This window comes from Longimicrobium sp. (assembly GCF_036399255.1).
In the GTDB taxonomy this organism is placed as follows: domain Bacteria; phylum Gemmatimonadota; class Gemmatimonadetes; order Longimicrobiales; family Longimicrobiaceae; genus Longimicrobium.
On the sequence record NZ_DASWNM010000087.1, the window covers coordinates 1 to 17,042 of the forward strand.

The window sequence follows — 17,042 nt, forward strand, 5'->3', positions numbered from 1 at the left end:
ACCCGTTCACCCGTTCACCCGTTCACCCGTTCACCCGTTCACCCGTTCACCCGTTCACCCGTTCACCCGTTCACCCGTTCACCCGTTCACCCGTTCACCCGTTCACCCGTTCACCCGTTCACCCCCCGCCCCGTTCACCGATATTCCAGCTCCCGCCGCGTCCACACCTCCCCGCCGCGGGCGACGAGGCGAATCGCCCGCAGGTTGCGCACGTTCTCCAGCGGGTCCGCGTCCAGCACCACCAGGTCCGCCGCCATCCCCGGCCGCAGCGTGCCGATGGAATCGCGCCCCATGGCCATCGCCGCGGTGCGCGTGGAGGCCACCAGCACCTCCATGGGCGACATGCCGGCGGCGGCCATGGCCTCCATCTCACGGAACACGCTGGCGCCGTGAAGCGTGAGCGGGTTGCCCGCGTCCGTCCCCATGGCGACGGGAATGCCCGCGGCGTGCACGCGGCGCAGGTTGTCGACCATGATCAGCCGCTCACGCTCCAGGCTCTGGCGAATGCGGGCCATGGGATAGTTGTTCGCCGGGAGCGAGTCCGTCCGCGCGGCCTTGGCGCGCGTGGCGGGGTCCACGCACTCCATGGGCAGCCCGGTTTCGTCGAAGTCGCGGCCGTACAGCTGAAGGTACCCCTGCGCCACCGTGAGGGTGGGGGTGTAGATGGCGCCCGCCTGGCGCGCCAGCTGGATGAACTCGTCGTCCACGGGCTGGTCCTGCACCGAGTGCACCAGCAGCCGCGCGCCGGCGCGCAGCGCGTCCTTGGCCTCCCACAGGCCGGTGGCGTGCACGATGAGCGGAATCCCCGCCCGCCGCGCCTCGTCCGCGGCCGCGCGCAGCACCGTCTTGAGGTGGGCCGTGTCCGCGCCCGGCGCGTCCGCCAGGTACCACACCTTCACCGCATCGCTTTCGTACTGCGCCACCATCCGGGCGGCCGCGCGCGTGCTGCTGTCGTTTGAGGCGTAGACGAACTGGCGCTGCGCGGGGGTGTTGACCCAGTGGTCGATGGTGGAGAGCAGCGGCCCCGCGGCGGCCACGCGCGGCGCCGCGTTGTTCCGCTCCGCGCGGTCGCGCAGGGCCCACGTCCACGGGTAGCCGCCCACGTCGAACGTCCCCGTCACCCCCGAGCACAGGTAGCTGCGCTGAAAGAGCTCGGGGTGGGCCTCCAGGTGTGCCACGGTGCTGTCGTAGGGAAAGCGGGCGCGCACGTCCTCCGCGTCCGGCCGCCCGTCGGCCCAGCCGGTCTGCGAGTAGTGCATGTGCGCGTCGATGAGCCCGGGGATGATCCACTTTCCACGCGCGTCGATCGTGTGCACGTCCGCCCCCACCTCGCAGCGGCCCACGCAGGCGATCCGCCCGTTGCGCATCACCACCGTGGCGTCGCGCAGCGGCGCCCCGCCCGTCCCGTCGATCACCGTGGCGCCGGTGAGCGCAAAGGCGGGGACCGGCGCGTCGCCCGGGCTGCCGAACGCGGTGCTGACGGCCACCTTCCAGCTGCCGTCCGGCTGCTTTACCAGCACGCGCTCGCTTACGCCGCGCTGGCTGCCGCCCTGCACCACCCGGTAGCGGTACGCGCCGTATACCACGCCGGGCGCCAGCGGAACCACCTCGGCGTGCGTGGCGATCAGCGTGTCGGGCCAGGCGTTGGGGTCCCCGCCCGCCATTCCCTGGTACCCCCAGCTCACGCCGCCGGGGCCGGTGCGCGCCAGCCGCTCGCTCTGCAGGTAGAACGTCAGGTACGTGGCCCGGTCGCGCGCGTGGATCGCGCCGATGTTGCCGCGAAAGGCGGCCAGCGCCTCGGCCGAGTCGCGGGCGCGCTGCGCGGCCGGGTACGCCGGCTGGGCGGACGCGGGCGCCGGAAGGATGGACGACAGGGCGAGCGAGGCGGCCAGGGCACGGAGGATGTTCATGGCGGCGCGTGGGTGGGGTGGATGATGAACGAAAGCGCACGCCCACAGAGTAGTGGACGTGCGCTCCGCCGGTCAAATCCTTCCGGATGTGATCAGCCCGGGGTGGGCACCACGATCAGGCAGACGCAGCCGCCCTGGTCGCACCGCCCGTCGTCGTAGCCGATGGAGCGGCACTCCTGCCTGCACCGTGCGCCGTTGCACGCCTGCGGGTCCCGCGCCGCCGCGCCGGGCTGGGCAAGCGCCTGCGCCGCGCCGAACGCCAGCGCCGCCGCCGTCGCCACCCCAAAGATCCCGCCCCGCATCCCCCCGCTTGTTCTGCTCATCTCGCGTTCCTCCGGTCCGGGAATGAACGGGCGGCCGTGTGGCGCCGCCGGGACGGGGAGTGTAAGATGTGCTCAACCTGCCGTCAAAGGTGAGGATGCGCATCCGCGGAGCCATCCTCGGCCAGCGCCGCGCCATCGCGGGGAACGGGGGTTGCGGCGCGCGGGGGCACCTCGCGCGGCGGGGGATGGACATCGACCGGAAAATCCAACAGGAGAACGACCGTGGCGGATGGGATGACGACGACGCCCTCGGGGCTGCAGTACCGCGACGAGGCGGTGGGCGAAGGGCAGGAGGCCAGGGCGGGCGACACCGTGTCGGTGCACTACACCGGCACCCTGGAAGACGGCAGGAAGTTCGACAGCAGCCGCGACCGCGGGCAGCCCTTTTCGTTTCCGCTGGGCGCCGGGCAGGTGATCAAGGGGTGGGACGAGGGCGTGGCGGGGATGAAGATCGGCGGGCGGCGCCAGCTGCGGATTCCGGCCGACCTGGGGTACGGGGCGCGCAACATGGGCCCTATCCCCGCCAACAGCACCCTGCTGTTCGACGTGGAGCTGCTGGGCATCCACTGATCCCGTAGCAGGGACGCGGGATGGAACTTTCGCCCCGGACGGCGGATACACCTTCCGCATTCGACGAGCGCGGCCTTCGCCATGCGGGGGCCGCGCTCCGCGAGGCACCCGGACCAGGAAAGACGTACATGCGGAAGACCATTCCGTTGATCGCCGCGGCCGCCGCGCTGGTGGCGTCGGCCGGCACCGCGCAGGCGCAGAGCGGCTTTGCGCTCAAGGGGCACTACCTGTTCAACGCCAGCGACGTGGAGAACCGCGACACGCAGACCCCCGTGGCCGACGGGTTCAGCGTGGGCGCCGAGTTCGTGCTGCCGTTCAGCCTGGGCGTGGGCGTAACCGCCTACACCACCGGCAAGGCCACCGAGGTGGACCGCGAGAGCACCAGCTTTGGCGTGCTGGCCGAGGCCAACTACTTCATCGACATCCCCCTGCTGCCGGTTACGCCGTACGTGGGCGTGCACGGCGGCCTGGGGCAGTACACCATCGAGGACGCCGGCGCGGCCGATCCCGAGTTCAAGGACAGCCGCACGCAGCTGGGGTGGCAGGTGGGCGCGCGCTTTCAGTTCAGCCAGCTGATTGGCCTGGACGCGCAGTACCGCCGGGTCAGCGAGTCCGCCTCCGAGGACCAGGGCGGCGACCTGGAGCGCGACCAGGTGCTGGTGGGCATCACCCTGTTCTGATCCGCATCGGCGGACACACACTGGTGATGGAGGGGCCGGCGGAGCGAATCCGCCGGCCTTTTTGCGTTGCCCACAAAGAGACGCCCGTCCGGACGATCACTGTCATTCTGAGGAAGGCGCCGCCCGGAGCCGTCCGGAACGCCCAGCAGCCCTGTGCGCCGACCGAAGAATCTTTCTCGGGAACGGGGGCCCCTCGCGGCCAACCCGGCCGTAGCCGACGGATCCGTGCGCCCATCCGGCAGATTCTTCGGTCGGCGTTCAGGCAGCAGTGCCTCTGGAGAGCACCGGGCGCGCCTTCCTCGGAATGACACCGTCCGCCGGGCTTCGTATCCCTGGATTCATCCCGCGTGCAGACAGGCGAAATTCGCGGCGCTGGCAGGGGTCGCGCACAGGGGACTAGATTGCGGTGGCAGACGAGTTGCGAATACGGCATCGAAGAGCCTGTCCCCACTCACGCCCCCGACGTGCGCGAACCCATTCCCGGCATCCCGACCTACGCGTCCGGCGGCCTCCCCGTTCCCGAAGCCGGAGCGCGCGAGCTGTCCACCGCCGCAAGCATGCGCGTCATGCTGCGGATGGCGGAGCGGGCCATGGTGCGCGCCTCCGACAGCGCGCAGATCCGCGGCAACACCGCGCACCTGCTGCCCGGGAGCATCGACGCGTTCCAGGCGTGGCTCGACGCCATCGGCCGGGCGCGGCGGTACGTGCACCTGGAAAACTACATCATCCGCGACGACCACATCGGCCGGCGCTTTCGCGACCTGCTGGCCGAGCGGGCGCGCGACGGCATCAAGGTGCGGGTGCTGTACGACTGGATCGGCTGCTGGGCCACGCCCAACCGCTTCTGGAAGCCGCTGCGCGACGCCGGGGCCGAGGTGCGCGCCTTTGCCCCGCCGTCGTTGACCGACCCGCTCAACTTCATTCGCCGCGATCACCGCAAAGTAGTGGCGGTGGACGGCGAGTGGGCGTCGGTGTCGGGAATGTGCATCGGCGACGAGTGGGCGGGCGACCCGGCGGCCGGAATTCCCGCCTGGCGCGACACGGGGGTGGAGTTCCGCGGCCCGGTGGCGGCCGTCATCGACCGTGCCTTCTGCAAGACGTGGATGACGGCGGGGGGCGTGCTGCCCCCGGACGAGATCCCCGACCCCGCGGCCGTGGCCCCCGTGGGAAGCACGTCCGTGCGCGTGGTCGAGGGCGAGCCGGGGCGCTCGCGCATCTACCGCATCTCGCAGTTCGTCTCGGTGGGGGTGGAGCAGCGGCTGTGGATCACCGACCCGTACTTCGTGCTTCCCCCCGCCATGGCCGAGGCGCTGGCCAGCGCCGCGCGCGACGGGGTGGACGTGCGGGTGCTGGTGCCGGCGTACAACAACTGGCCGATCGTGGGGGGGATGTCGCGCGCGGGGTACCGGCCGCTGCTGGACGCGGGGGTGCGGCTGTTCGAGTGGGAAGGGCCCATGATCCACGCCAAGACGGCGGTGGCCGACGGGTTCTGGTCGCGGGTGGGGAGCAGCAACCTGAACCTGGCGTCGCTGCTGGGAAACTGGGAGCTGGACGTGGCGGTGACGGACCTGAACTTCGCGGCGGAGATGGAGGCGCTGTTCCTGCGCGACCTGGAGTCGTCGGTCGAGGTGTCGCTGGTGAACTCGGCGCGCGTGCCGGGAATCGGCATCCGCGAGCGGCGGGCGGTGGAGCGGGTGATCGCGCCGGACGCCGAAGACGAGCTCTCGCCCACGCGCGCGGCCGCCCGCGACGCGCGCCAGCGCTCGTTCCGCGGCTCGCAGGTAAGCCGGTTCCTGGGGCGCCTGGCCCGCGCGGCCACGGTGCTGGGGCGCGCGCTGGTGGGGCAGCGCACGGTGGGGCGCGAGGACACGGGATGGGTGACGGTGTGGGCGGTGTACCTGCTCACGCTTTCGGGGGTGGGGTTCTTTTTTCCCCGCGTGACCGCGTGGCCCATGGCGCTGCTCACCCTGCTGCTGGCCCTCGCCGCCGTCGTGCGCATCGTCAGCAACCGCGAGCCGCCCGGCGATTTGTCCAAGGACTCGCAGTCGGTCCGTCGATCCTGAAAAAGAACGATCTGTATCCTTGAAGGTGTTGTTTCCGGATTCGATGTCCCCCAGGTACTCTGCGTTCTCAGCCCCGGGGCGGCACCACGGCGGTGGCCTCGATCTCGACTTTCGCGCGCTCCTCCAGGAGGCCGGCGACGATGACGAGGGTCATGGCGGGGTAGTGGCGGCCAAAGGAGTCGCGCCAGACGCGGCCCAGGGCGCGGGTGTTGGCCAGGTACGCCGCGCGGTCGGTCACGAACCACGTCATCCGCGCCACGTGCCCGGGCCCGGCGCCGCCCTCGGCCAGCACCTCCAGCACGTTGCGCAGCGCCTGGTCGGCCTGCCCCACGAAGTCGTCCGTCTCGAACGCGCAGGTCTGCGGGTTCCACCCGATCTGCCCCGCCACGAACACCACGCGCCCCTCGGCGGCGATGCCGTTGGCGTATCCCTTGGGCGCGCCCCAGCCCTCCGGCTGCAGTATCTCCATCATCCCTTTGGCTGGCGAAGGCGAAAGCGCTGCAGCTTGCCCGTCTGCGTGCGGGGCAGCGCGTCCACGAAGGTAATGCGGCGCGGGTACTTGTAGGGGGCGATGCGCGCCTTGACCCACTCCTGCAGCTCCTTTACGCGCGCCTCGCCGCCGCCGGCCCCCTCGCGCAGCACGATGAAGGCGCTCACCACCTGCCCCCGCTCGTCGTCCGGCAGGCCGACCACGCCGCACTCCGCCACGGCCGGGTGCTCCAGCAGCACGCCCTCCACCTCGGGCCCGGCGATGTTGTAGCCGGCGGAGATGATCATGTCGTCGGTGCGCGCCTGGTACCAGAAGTAGCCGTCCTCGTCCATCCGGTACGCGTCGCCCGTGAGGTTCCACCCGTCCAGCACGTAGCCGCGCTGCCGCTCCTCGTCGTCCAGGTAGCGGCACCCTGTGGGCCCCCGCACCGCCAGCCGCCCGACCGAGCCCGGGGGGAGCGGGTTTCCTTCTTCGTCGATCACCCGCGCCTCGTACCCGGGAACGGCGCGGCCGGTGGATCCCGGGCGCACGTCGTCGCCGGACGAGCCGATGAAGATGTGCAGCATCTCGGTGCTGCCGATGCCGTCGATGATCCGGATCCCCGTCGCGCGCTCGAACGCCTGGAAGGTGGGCAGCGGCAGCGTTTCGCCCGCGGAGACGCACTTGCGCAGCGACCGGATGTCGAAGCCGCGCACCAGGTCCGGCATGGCGCGGTAGGCGATGGGCGCGGTGAACAGGATGGTGGCGCGGTGGTCCTGGATGCCCTGCAGCAGGTTGGGCGGCGTGGGTGCCTCCACCAGCAGCGCCGACGCGCCCACGCGCATGGGAAACAGCAGCAGCCCGCCCAGCCCAAAGGTAAAGGCGATGGGCGGCGACCCGCAGAACACGTCGTCCGGGCCCGGCTTCAGCACGTGCTTGGAGAAGGTGTCGCAGACGGCCAGGATGTCGCGATGGAAGTGCATCGCCCCCTTGGGCTTGCCCGTGGTCCCCGACGTAAAGGCGATGATCGCCACGTCGTCCGCCGCCGTGTCCACCGCCTGGAAGTCGGCGGGCTTGCCGGCCATCATCGAATCCAGCGACCCCTCGTCGTCCCTGCCCCACGCCACCGCGCGGCGCAGCACGGGCGCCATCCCCCGCGCTTCCTCCAGCTCCGCCGCCAGGCGATGGTCCGTCAGCGCTAGGTGGATCTGCGCCTTTTCGGCCACGTTGGCGAGCTCGCGGGCGCGCAGCAGGGGCATGGTGGCCACCACGATGCCGCCCGCCTTCAGCACGCCGAACCAGCACGCCGCCATCATGGGCGAGTTGTAGCCGCGCAGCAGCACGCGGTTGCCGGGCACCAGCCCCAGCTCGTCGCGCAGCACGGCGGCGATGCGGTTGGACCGCTCCACCACGTCGCGGTACGTCCACCGCCCGCCGTCCCACACGAACGCGGTGCGGTCGGCGTGGCCGGAGTTCGCCATGCGGTCCAGCAGCTCCACCGCGCAGTTCAGCCGCGGCGGATACGCCAGGTCGCCGGGGAGCGCGGAGCAGTCGATGAACGGCAGCAGCTCCGGCGGCGGAACGTGGTCGCGGGCAAAGGTGTCCGCGTAGGCGGTGGGCTGGGCGGGGGCGTGCGTTTCCATCGTGGCCATGGGTGCTACCGGGGACGGGACGGAAGCGGCGGAGCGAACGTACACGCCGCGCGCAATCCGCGGACCGTGGCAACGTATATCCAGTGCACAGAGCACACAAACCTGCAGACCCGGATGGCGGACATCCCGCACCCCCCATACGTCTGAACCGTCGGCGGGCTGCTGCACGGAATGGGGGTACAGAGGAGCAGAGTAGAAAAGAGAGATGCAGAGGAATTCTCGGCCTCTGTATCTCTCTTCTCTACCTCTGCTCCTCTGTACCCCAACCTTCTTTTGGGTTTTCACAGTCCGACTGGGGAACGCGTATCCCTCAGCCGGACAGCCTTTCGAGGACCGGCGCGCGGATCAGGCGGCCAGCCGCACCTCTTCCTGCATGGCCAGCAGGCGCGCCACGCGCTCTTCCGTGGGCGGGTGGGTGCTGAACAGCCGGCTGATGCCGCCCCCGTGCGCGGCCAGCGGGTTCACCTGCGCCAGCGGCGCGGCGGCGGGCGTCACGTGCATGGGCAGGCTGCGCGCCCCCGCCTCAAGCCGCCGCAGCGCGTTCGCCAGGCCCGCGGGCCGGCCGCTGATCTGCGCGCCCAGCGCGTCGGCGCTGAACTCGCGCTGGCGGCTGATGGCCATCTGGATGATCATGGCCGCGATGGGGGCCAGGATCGCCATGCCGATGAGCGCGAACGGGTTGTCGTCCTCGTCGCCGCCGCCGAAGAACAGGCCGAAGTTGGCCAGGTTGCCGATGGCACCCGCCAGCGTGGCGGTGACCGTCTGCAGCAGCATGTCGCGGTTCCTGATGTGCGCCAGCTCGTGCGCGATCACCCCCTCCAGCTCGTCGCGGGGCACCAGGTCCAGCAGCCCCTGCGTAACGCACACCACCGCGTGGTCGTAGTCGCGCCCCGTGGCGAAGGCGTTGGGCTGCGCGTGGGGCGCAATGGCCAGCGTGGGCATGGGCAGCCCGGCGCGCCGGCGCAGGCGGTCCACCATGTCGTACAGCTCCGGCGCCTCGTCGCGCACCAGGGTGCGGGCGCGGTACATCCGCAGCACCATCCCCGCCGACATCCAGTACATCGCCACGTTCATCACGGCGGCAAAGACCAGGGCCAGCATCATCCCCGCCTGCCCGCCGATCAGCCCGCCCACGGCGCCGAACAGCGCCGTCATGCCGGCCATCAGCAGGAACACCTTGAAGTTGCTCATCTCTCGCTCCTCCTTCCTTCTTCCAGCCGTCAGCGTTCCCCGTTGCGGGCGCGCACCTTTACCTGGGCGGGAATGCCGCAGGTGAACCGGCGCAGCGCCGCGGGAATCTGCGCCACCGGCAGCGGCGCGTACCGGCCGTCCGCGTTGCGCTCGTACAGGCGCGTGGCGCCGTCGGGCCCGTTGAGCACCAGCAGGTGGCCGTGCAGCATCGCCGTGCGCACGAGCCGCGACACGCCGGCCGCGGCCGCCGCCAGCACCAGCATCGACAGCATCCAGATCATTCCGCCGTCCTCCGATCCGAAGGGTTCGCGGCGCAGGGGCGCACAAAAAGGCGAGACCCTGCAACACGCGCGCACGCGTCCGCAGTGGTCTCGCCCCGGTATCTCCTCCGGCCGCCGGGGGTTCGCAGACCCCGTCATGACGACTGCCGGTCCTTTGCGGCTCCAGGGCACCCTGCGGCCCCGTGCGCTCAGGCGGGCTACTCCCCACGCCAATGAATATCTCGCAATCGTCCCCGCCGCTCAAGATCCCTGGATGAAGGTTGGATTAACCCGTCTCCATCCCGTAAACCGCTCCGGTGGATGAACATACGCAGCTTCATCCACACCGCGTTCACGACGGCGAGCCCCACGCGGAGACGCACGCGCCTCTGCGTGATACCAGATCCGGAAAAGAATGATCGTACAGAGGAACAGAGTCAGACAGAGAAAGCGAGCTGAAATATCATCCTGGTTTCTCTGTCTGACTCTGTTCCTCTGTACCCATCAAGGTGCTGTTTCCCTGATTGGGTATGAGGCCGATCTTTTCGCGGATCAGGGATCAGCCCTGGGCAGGTTGTAGCGCTCGCGCATCTCGGCCACCCAGGCGGGCACGTCGCGGTGGCTGCGGCCGTAGCTTTCCTCCATGCAGCGCAGCATTCCCGCAATGGTCTCGGCCTGGGCGGCGGCGGGCAGGTCGTGCACCAGCACCCGCAGCGCCGCGAAGGCGTCCTCCTCGCTGATGTCCTGGCGCGCGTCGGCGGCGTGGTGCAGGTACCACCTGCGCAGCCGGTGAATGGTCTTGGTGTACGGCATGTTGCCGTCCAGGAACTTCTTGAGCCCTGTGGGCGACATGCCGATCTCGCGGGCGGCGCTGCGCAGCGACGTGCGCTCCACCCGCTCGATCACCGCCGTCCGCAGCTGCGGGATCAGCCGCTGGTCCGGCAGGCTGTCGCTGTCGCCCCGGCGGGCCAGCTCGGCCATCAGTGCCCGGACCTCGGCCGGGTCGGTGGGGGTCTCGCCCCCGGTCATCTTCCGAATTCTGCGCGGCGGCTGCATTGCGCTGCTCCCTCCCAGGTCTCGTCCATTGGTGCACACCCCGACTTTTGTACACAATGTACATGTTGGACGGTGCCCAAGGCAATTGGCCCACGCGGAGCGAACACAACGCCGCCGCCCTCCCCGGTGCGGCGGGGAGGGCGGGGGTCAGCGTGCCTGCCGGAACACGGGCTCCCGCAACGGGTTGACGATGCGGTGCGGCACGAACCGGCTCAGGTTGTCGGTGATGGGGCCCGACGATTCGCGGATCCCCATCCCCGCCGGCTCCTGCCCGATGATCCAGCTGCCGATCACCGGCCGCTGCCCGTCCATCTCCGGGAGCGGCGCGTACTCCTGGTACACGAAGCCCTCCTCGCCGTAGTCGCCGCCGCTGGCCGCCGCCGGGTGCCAGGGCGAGACGATGCGCACGTTGGCGCCCTCGCGGCTCAGCAGCGGCTTGGCGACGTACGCGTCCACCCCCCGCCGGAACATGAACTCGTCCCGGTACGCGGGAAGCAGGTTGGGGTGCCCGGGGTTGCGCTCCCACAGGAGGGGAAGGATGCCCTTGTTGCTCAGCAGCATCTTCCACGCGGGCTCCATCCACTGCATGCGGTCGACGGTGGCGCCCAGGTGCGCGCCGAACTCCTCGTGCACCATCCACTCCCACGGGTACAGCTTGAACATGCAGCGGATGGGGGCGCCGTCCACGTCCACGAACCAGCCGTTGGCCGCGTCCCAGCCAATGTCCTGCACCCCCAGCTGCACGGTGCGCAGCCCCGCCTGCTGCGCCGTGTCGCGCAGGTAGACGATCGTGGCCTCGTCCTCCACGTCTTGGAGCGAGGAAAAGTGCACGGTGCCGTCCAGCAGGTGCGGCTTGAGCTCCGTCCACGTTTCGACCAGCGCCTCGTGCAGGCGGTTGAACTGGTCGCCGCCGGGAAAGCGCTCTTCCAGCCAGAACCACTGCGCCACCGCGGCCTCCACCAGGCTGGTGGGGGTGTCGGCGTTGTACTCCAGCATCCGCGGCTCGCCGGTGCCGTCGTACGAAAAGTCGAAGCGCCCGTACAGCGAGGGCGCGTCGGCTTCCCACGACTGCTCGATCAGCGGCACGGCGGCGGGGGGGATGGCCAGCTCCGCGTAGCGCTTTTCGCGGATGATCGCCTCGGCCGCCTCGACGCACAGGCGGTGCATCTCGCGGGTGGCGTTCTCGATGCGGTACACCTGGTCCAGCGCAAAGGTGTAGTGCGCTTCCTCGTGCCAGTACGGCACGCCGCCGGCCGTGTGGTGCCGCAGCCCCACGTCCTCCACCTTCTTTTCCCACCCCTCGCGGGGGGCGTGCGTGTGCCGCTGCATGGTCAGCCGCCGACGCTGCCGCTGCGACCGCCGCCGGCGCTCCGTACCGAGCCCGTGCGTCCAAAGCCGCCGCGGCTCACGCTGGGCGCGGGCGCGTTGCGGGCGATGGGGCCGCCCGGACGGGTGCGCGCCGTGCCGCGGTTGTCGTAGTAGTACCCGCCCCAGAAGATGGGGTAGTACATGGGGATGAAGCCCGAGCGCGGGCGCTCTTCGCACACTTCGGGGTTGGCGGGGTCGCAGTACCCCCGCATGGTTTGCGTGGGGCGGCTTTCCCCGCACGAGGCGGCGCCCATGGCGATCGACGACACCAGCGTAAGCCGGATCGCGGTCGATTTCTTCAAGTGCATCCCACCTGCAAAAGGTGAACGTCCGTGGACGGCAAGGTGAGCCATCCGCTTGGACGACATCACTATACGCCGCCGGAGCATTTCGGTTTCGGGCGGATGTGGGGGTGAACTGCCGCACCTCGATCCGCGATTTCGCCGGCCAGGTCTGTCTCGGGCGGGTGAACCCGCGGCTGGAACAGCGGGAAGCCCCGCAAACTGCGCGGGGCTGTGGGCCGCCGGCCTCGCGGGGGCATGAATCCAGCGCGCCCGCCGCCGGGCGAATGAATTCGCGGCTGGGAAGACGCAATGTCCGCCTGCGCGGACGGGTATCTGCCGCATGCGTGCGGCGGTGTTGCTGTTGAAGCCCCGCGCGGTTTGCGGGGCTTTCCGCAGTCGTTGCGGCGAGTTCACTCGCTCCCGCGCGAGGTCCGCGGGCGGAGGGGCATGGACTCAGCGCCCGGCCGCCGGGCGAATGAATTCGCGGCTGGGACAACGCGATGTCGGCCTGCGCCGCGTTGAAGCCCCGCGCGGTTTGCGGGCTTTCCGCTGTCGTTGCGGCGAGTTCACTCGCTCCCGTGCGAGGTCCGGGCGCGGAGGGGCCGCCGGGCGAATGAATTCGCGGCTGGGAAGACGCGATGTCGGCCTTCGCCGACGGGTGTGTGCCGCAGGCATGCGGCGGTGTTGCTGCTGAAGCCCCGCGCAGTTTGCGGGGCTTTCCGCAGTCGTTGCGGCGAGTTCACTCGCTCCCGCAAGAGGCGGGCACGGTGCTCTTCGACGAGTCACGAGCATTCCGACGGTAGATTCCTCGGTCGCGCTCCGGGTCTTGTGGTCGGGCAAGGTGCTGCGCGTGCGCTCCCTCGGAATGACAGATTCGCGGGGCGACACCAAACCTGCGGTCACATAGCCCCGCGCGGTTTGCGGGGCTTCTCGCTTTTCCAGCCGCGGGTTCACCCGCCCGGGACAGAGCGGGGCTGAAGCGCTCCGGTCGTTCCCCTGCCGCTACGCCCCCGCCGCGCTATCCGCCGCCGCAGGTACCGTCTCCGCGGGCACCGGAGCCGCGGCCGCCGGGTCGCGCAGGATGGGCTCCAGCGTCTTCCACACGTTGGCGGCCACGATCTGGTGGCCCTGCTCGTTGGGGTGGATGCCGTCCGCCAGGTTCAGCCGCGGCTGCGCGGCCACGCCGTCCAGCAGAAACGGAATCAAGGTAAGCCCGTTCTCGCGCGCCAGCTGGGGATACGCGCCGTTGAACCGGTTCCCGTAGCGCCGCCCCAGGTTGGGCGCCGCGATCATCCCCGCCAGCACGATGCGCGCGTCCGGCCGGGCGGCGCGCACGGTGTCGACGATGGCCTGGATGTTGGCGCGCATGGCGTCCACGTCGCCGCCCGTAAGCATGTCGTTGGCGCCGGTCTCCAGCACCAGCACGTCGAACGGCTGGCGGATGAGCCAGCTGCGCATGCGCTGCAGCGCCCCGGCGCTCTTTTCGCCGCTGAGGCCCGCGTTCACCACCTCCCAGGGCAGCCCGGCGGAATCCACCTTCTGCTGGATGATCGCGGGATACGCGTCCTCGCGCTCCAGCCCGTATCCATCCGTCAGGCTGGTGCCCAGGAACATCACCGTCCGCCTGGGGGATGAGGACTCGCCCCCGGCGGCCGCGGACGTGGCGTCCCCGGCGGGCGGCTGGTTGCTTTCAGGGCGGCCGCACCCGAAGATCAGGAGCGGCAGGATAAGGGCCCACCATGGGCGGGTGCGAAGTGCGAACGGCGTGACGATGCTCATTGCGGACGATCTCCAGAAATCCTATCGCAGCGGCGGACGACCGCTGGCGGCGTTGCAGAACGTAAGCTTTCAGGTTGAGCCCGGCGAGACGGTGGCCATCGTGGGCCCGTCCGGCAGCGGAAAGACCACCCTCCTGGGCCTTCTGGCCGGCCTGGACCGCCCCACCGGCGGACGCGTGCTGCTGGACGGCACCGACCTGGGCGCCCTCTCCGAAGACGACCGCGCTCGCCTGCGGCGCGAAAAGATCGGCTTCGTTTTCCAGTCCTTTCAGCTCATCCCCACGCTCACCGCGCGCGAAAACGTGGCCGTGCCGCTGGACCTGGCCGGCGACGGCGGCGGCGGCGCACGCGCGGACGAGCTTCTCGATCGCGTCGGACTGGGCGGGCGCGGGCACCACTACCCCACGCAGCTTTCCGGCGGCGAGCAGCAGCGGGTGGCGCTGGCGCGTGCCTTCATACACCGCCCGGCCATCCTGTTCGCCGACGAGCCTACGGGCAACCTGGATGCCGCCACCGGCGCACGCATCATCGAGCTCATGATGGAGCTGAACCGCGAGCTGGGCACCACGCTGGTCCTGGTGACGCACGACCTGGAGCTGGCGGGCCGCATGCGCCGCGTCATCCGCCTGGCCGACGGCGCCGTGGTGAGCGACCAGCGGGGCGGCGCATCGTGAGCCTGCGACCCCTGCTCGCGCTGTCGTGGCGCGAGAGCCGCTTTGCGCGGCGCCGCCTGCTGCTGTTCCTCTCCTCCATCACCCTGGGCGTGGCCGCGCTGGTGGCCACGCAGTCGTTCGCGGCCAACCTGTCGGCCGGCGTGCGCGACCAGGCGCGCGACATGATGGGGGCGGACCTGAGCCTGGCCAGCAACCGCCCGTTCGGCCCCAGGACGGAGGCGGTGCTGGACTCGCTGCGCCGCGCGCGCGTTCCCGTGGCGCGGGTGACGTCGTTCGCGTCCATGGCGCTGGTGGAGCGCACGGGCGGCGCGCGGCTGGCGCAGGTGCGCGCGGTGGAGGCCGGCTACCCGTACTACGGCGAGATCGTCACCGGCCCGGCGGGGCGCTGGCCGGGGCTGCAGGCGGGCCGCAACGCGCTGGCGGACCCCGCGCTGCTCACCGCGCTGGACGCCCGCGTGGGCGACGTCATTCAGCTGGGCGAGGGGCGCTTCACCATCATCGGCACGCTGGAAAAGGTGCCGGGCGCGGTGGCCATCGGCTCGCTGTTCGCGCCGCGCATCTACATCCCCGCGCGCTTCGTGGGCGAAACGCAGCTCATCCGCTTCGGCAGCCGCGCGGAGTACGAGGCGTACGCGTGCATGCCGGCGGTGGACGCGGACCGGCTGCTGGCGGAGCGCCGCCTGCAGCTGCGCGACGAGCGGGTGCGGGTAGAGACGGCGCGCGAGCAGCAGGCGGACCTGGACCGCGCGCTGCGGCGGCTGGGGAGCTTCCTTGCCCTCGTGGGGACCTTTGCGCTGCTGCTGGGCGGCATCGGCGTGGCCAGCGCGATGGGCGCGTACATCGCCCAGAAGCGCGACACGGTGGCCACGCTGCGCTGCCTGGGGGCCACGGCGCCGCAGGTCATCTTCATCTACCTCCTCCAGGCGGGGGTGATGGGGCTGATCGGCGCGGCGCTGGGGACGGCGATCGGCCTCGCCGTGCAGTGGGTGCTGCCGCGGCTGCTGGCGGATCTGCTTCCCGTGCAGGTGGATACGTCGCTCAGCATTCCCGCGGTGCTCACCGGCGTGGGGGTGGGGGTATGGATCGCCGTGGCCTTCGCGCTGCTGCCGCTGATCGCCACGCGCCGCATTTCGCCGCTGCAGGCCATCCGCCGGCGGGTGGAGGAAGACGACGTACGCCGCCGCGACCCGTGGGTCATCGGCGGATGGGCGCTGCTGGCGGCCAGCATCGTCGCGCTCGTCTTCCTCCAGGCGGGGGAGATGCGGACGGGGTGGATGTTCACGGCGGGGATCGCGGGAACGCTGTTCGCCCTGTGGATGGCCGCGTGGCTGGTGACCAAAGCCGCGCGCCGGGCACCGACGGGCGCGCTGGGCTACCCCACGCGGCAGGGGATCGCCAACCTGCACCGGCCGGGCAACCAGACGCGCGTCGTCGTCCTGGCGCTGGGCTTCGGCGTCTTTCTGCTCGCCGTCGTCTACCTGATGCAGAGCAACCTGCTGCGCCCGCTGCGGGTGGACGCGGGCAGCCAGGGGAACCTGCTGCTGTTCGACGTGCAGCAGGAGCAGGAGGCGGGCGTGGCGCAGATCCTGGCCGGCGGCGGCACGCAGGTGCTGCAGCGCGCGCCCATCGTCCCCATGCGCATCCACGCCATCAACGGCGTCCTGGCCTCGGTCCTGGCCCCCGGCCGCGGCGGCATGGAGGAGGAAGAGGGTCCGCCGCCGGACGAAGGTGAGGAAGACGCTGACGATCGGCCCAAGGGCGGCGAGCAGCGCAACGGCGGGCCCGCGGGGGACGACCGGCCGGAGGGATGGGCGGTGCGGCGGGAGTATCGATCCACCTACCGCGACACGCTGGTGGATTCTGAAAAGCTGCTGCGCGGGCGGATGTGGCGGCCGGGCGGCGGCGGGGCGTCGGGCAGCCAGCCGGCGGAGGTGTCGATGGACGTCGCCGTGGCCGAGGACCTGAAGGTGGACGTGGGCGACCTGATCACCTGGGACGTGCAGGGCGTGCGCATTCCCACGCGCATCACGTCGATTCGCGAGGTGGACTGGCAGCGGCTGGAGCCCAACTTCTTCGCCGTCTTTCCCACGGGCGTGCTGCAGGGTGCGCCGCAGACCTGGGTGATGCTGGCCCGCGCGCCGGGCGCGCCCGCCCGCGCGGCGGCGCAGCGCGACGTGGTGCGGCGGTTCAGCAACGTGGCCGTGCTGGACCTGACGGCCATCCAGGCCGCCCTGGACGACGTGCTGGGCCGCGTGGCCGCCGTCATCCGCTTCCTGGCCGCCTTCAGCGTGGCGACGGGGTTCATCGTGCTGCTGGGGGCGGTGCTGGCGGGCCGGCTGCAGCGCATTCGCGAGAGCGTGCTGCTGCGCACCCTGGGCGCCACGCGCCGGCAGATCGGGCGCGTGCTGCTGGCGGAGTACCTGGCGCTGGGGCTGCTGGCCAGCCTGGCGGGCATCCTGCTGGCGGTGGCCGCCGGATGGGGGTTGGCCAAGTGGCTGTTTGAGGTGGAGTACGCCGTGCCGGTGCTGCCGCTGCTGTGGCTGGCGCTGGGCGTCACCGCCCTTTCCGCCGCCGTGGGCCTGCTCGCCAGCCGCGAGGTATTCCGCCACACCCCGCTGGAGGCGCTGCGGGAGGAGTGAGCGGCGGTACCATCTGAATCACATGCCGCATTCCCGATCGAAACGGACCCCGCGCCTCGAGCGGCCGAGCCGCCGTTCCATGGCAGACGGGGGCGCCCCGGATACGGAGCGCCCCCGATCGCTTT

The 17,042-nt window shown here is 71.0% G+C and carries 14 protein-coding genes and 1 pseudogene; 5 read left to right on the forward strand and 10 right to left on the reverse strand.

Features of this window, described 5'->3' with window-relative positions; translation table 11 throughout:
- Window positions 1-134: 134 nt before the first annotated feature.
- Together VGC13_RS14975 and VGC13_RS14980 are read right to left on the reverse strand one after the other, a co-directional pair.
- Entirely contained in the window at window positions 135-1,910 is a 1,776-nt protein-coding gene (locus VGC13_RS14975) for an amidohydrolase family protein (RefSeq protein WP_331126070.1), read from the reverse strand.
- A gap of 92 nt (window positions 1,911-2,002) precedes the next feature.
- On the reverse strand, window positions 2,003-2,233 hold the full coding sequence (locus VGC13_RS14980; protein WP_331126071.1) for a hypothetical protein: 231 nt from the start codon (window positions 2,231-2,233) through the stop codon (window positions 2,003-2,005).
- Between the two features lie 240 nt (window positions 2,234-2,473).
- Between VGC13_RS14980 and VGC13_RS14985 the strand changes: the two are divergent.
- The 3 genes and pseudogenes from VGC13_RS14985 to VGC13_RS14995 form a co-directional block, all read left to right on the forward strand.
- Window positions 2,474-2,803 (forward strand): annotated as a pseudogene (locus VGC13_RS14985) (FKBP-type peptidyl-prolyl cis-trans isomerase); the annotation flags it as partial.
- A gap of 128 nt (window positions 2,804-2,931) precedes the next feature.
- Window positions 2,932-3,483, forward strand: coding sequence for an outer membrane beta-barrel protein (locus VGC13_RS14990; protein WP_331126073.1), 552 nt, complete (start codon window positions 2,932-2,934; stop codon window positions 3,481-3,483).
- 464 nt (window positions 3,484-3,947) lie between these two features.
- Window positions 3,948-5,546, forward strand: a complete 1,599-nt coding sequence (locus VGC13_RS14995; protein ID WP_331126074.1) for a phospholipase D-like domain-containing protein — start codon at window positions 3,948-3,950, stop codon at window positions 5,544-5,546.
- A gap of 67 nt (window positions 5,547-5,613) precedes the next feature.
- Here the strand turns inward: VGC13_RS14995 and VGC13_RS15000 are convergent, their stop codons facing one another.
- The 8 genes from VGC13_RS15000 to VGC13_RS15035 form a co-directional block, all read right to left on the reverse strand.
- Window positions 5,614-6,018: a RidA family protein gene (locus VGC13_RS15000; protein ID WP_331126075.1), complete on the reverse strand. Its 405-nt coding sequence runs from the start codon at window positions 6,016-6,018 to the stop codon at window positions 5,614-5,616.
- Window positions 6,015-7,667 carry an AMP-binding protein gene (locus tag VGC13_RS15005; protein ID WP_331126076.1) on the reverse strand — a complete coding sequence of 551 codons (1,653 nt, stop codon included), beginning with the start codon at window positions 7,665-7,667 and terminating at the stop codon, window positions 6,015-6,017. The genes VGC13_RS15000 and VGC13_RS15005 overlap by 4 nt, the downstream gene beginning before the upstream one ends.
- A 345-nt stretch (window positions 7,668-8,012) precedes the next feature.
- Entirely contained in the window at window positions 8,013-8,858 is an 846-nt protein-coding gene (locus VGC13_RS15010; RefSeq protein WP_331126077.1) for a zinc metalloprotease HtpX, read from the reverse strand.
- Window positions 8,859-8,887: 29 nt separating this feature from the next.
- Window positions 8,888-9,139, reverse strand: a complete 252-nt coding sequence (locus VGC13_RS15015; RefSeq protein ID WP_331126078.1) for a hypothetical protein — start codon at window positions 9,137-9,139, stop codon at window positions 8,888-8,890.
- Window positions 9,140-9,670: 531 nt separating this feature from the next.
- A complete protein-coding gene (locus tag VGC13_RS15020) occupies window positions 9,671-10,147 on the reverse strand; it encodes a hypothetical protein (protein WP_331126079.1) in 477 nt (158 codons plus the stop codon).
- Between the two features lie 174 nt (window positions 10,148-10,321).
- The gene (locus VGC13_RS15025; RefSeq protein WP_331126080.1) at window positions 10,322-11,503 is read right to left on the reverse strand and encodes a glutathionylspermidine synthase family protein; all 1,182 of its coding nucleotides are present in this window, start codon (window positions 11,501-11,503) and stop codon (window positions 10,322-10,324) included.
- Between the two features lie 2 nt (window positions 11,504-11,505).
- The gene (locus tag VGC13_RS15030; RefSeq protein WP_331126081.1) at window positions 11,506-11,844 is read right to left on the reverse strand and encodes a hypothetical protein; all 339 of its coding nucleotides are present in this window, start codon (window positions 11,842-11,844) and stop codon (window positions 11,506-11,508) included.
- A 984-nt stretch (window positions 11,845-12,828) separates the two neighbouring features.
- Window positions 12,829-13,605: an arylesterase gene (locus VGC13_RS15035; RefSeq protein WP_331126082.1), complete on the reverse strand. Its 777-nt coding sequence runs from the start codon at window positions 13,603-13,605 to the stop codon at window positions 12,829-12,831.
- Between VGC13_RS15035 and VGC13_RS15040 the strand changes: the two genes are divergently transcribed.
- Together VGC13_RS15040 and VGC13_RS15045 are read left to right on the forward strand one after the other, a co-directional pair.
- Window positions 13,592-14,278: an ABC transporter ATP-binding protein gene (locus tag VGC13_RS15040; RefSeq protein ID WP_349264217.1), complete on the forward strand. Its 687-nt coding sequence runs from the start codon at window positions 13,592-13,594 to the stop codon at window positions 14,276-14,278. The two genes, VGC13_RS15035 and VGC13_RS15040, sit on opposite strands and share 14 nt — an antisense overlap.
- On the forward strand, window positions 14,275-16,917 hold the full coding sequence (locus VGC13_RS15045; protein ID WP_331126083.1) for an ABC transporter permease: 2,643 nt from the start codon (window positions 14,275-14,277) through the stop codon (window positions 16,915-16,917). The genes VGC13_RS15040 and VGC13_RS15045 overlap by 4 nt, the downstream gene beginning before the upstream one ends.
- Window positions 16,918-17,042: the final 125 nt, after the last annotated feature.

What these genes read in the sequence shown, in the direction of transcription:
- VGC13_RS15010 (WP_331126077.1), bottom strand. Translation starts at nt 8,858, where the DNA reads ATGAGCAACTTCAAGGTGTTCCTGCTGATGGCCGGCATGACGGCGCTG.
- VGC13_RS15020 (WP_331126079.1), bottom strand. Translation starts at nt 10,147, where the DNA reads ATGACCGGGGGCGAGACCCCCACCGACCCGGCCGAGGTCCGGGCACTG.
- VGC13_RS15005 (WP_331126076.1), bottom strand. Translation starts at nt 7,667, where the DNA reads ATGGCCACGATGGAAACGCACGCCCCCGCCCAGCCCACCGCCTACGCG.
- VGC13_RS15000 (WP_331126075.1), bottom strand. Translation starts at nt 6,018, where the DNA reads ATGATGGAGATACTGCAGCCGGAGGGCTGGGGCGCGCCCAAGGGATAC.
- VGC13_RS14975 (WP_331126070.1), bottom strand. Translation starts at nt 1,910, where the DNA reads ATGAACATCCTCCGTGCCCTGGCCGCCTCGCTCGCCCTGTCGTCCATC.
- VGC13_RS14980 (WP_331126071.1), bottom strand. Translation starts at nt 2,233, where the DNA reads ATGAGCAGAACAAGCGGGGGGATGCGGGGCGGGATCTTTGGGGTGGCG.
- VGC13_RS15015 (WP_331126078.1), bottom strand. Translation starts at nt 9,139, where the DNA reads ATGATCTGGATGCTGTCGATGCTGGTGCTGGCGGCGGCCGCGGCCGGC.
- VGC13_RS15025 (WP_331126080.1), bottom strand. Translation starts at nt 11,503, where the DNA reads ATGCAGCGGCACACGCACGCCCCCCGCGAGGGGTGGGAAAAGAAGGTG.
- VGC13_RS15035 (WP_331126082.1), bottom strand. Translation starts at nt 13,605, where the DNA reads ATGAGCATCGTCACGCCGTTCGCACTTCGCACCCGCCCATGGTGGGCC.
- VGC13_RS14990 (WP_331126073.1), top strand. Translation starts at nt 2,932, where the DNA reads ATGCGGAAGACCATTCCGTTGATCGCCGCGGCCGCCGCGCTGGTGGCG.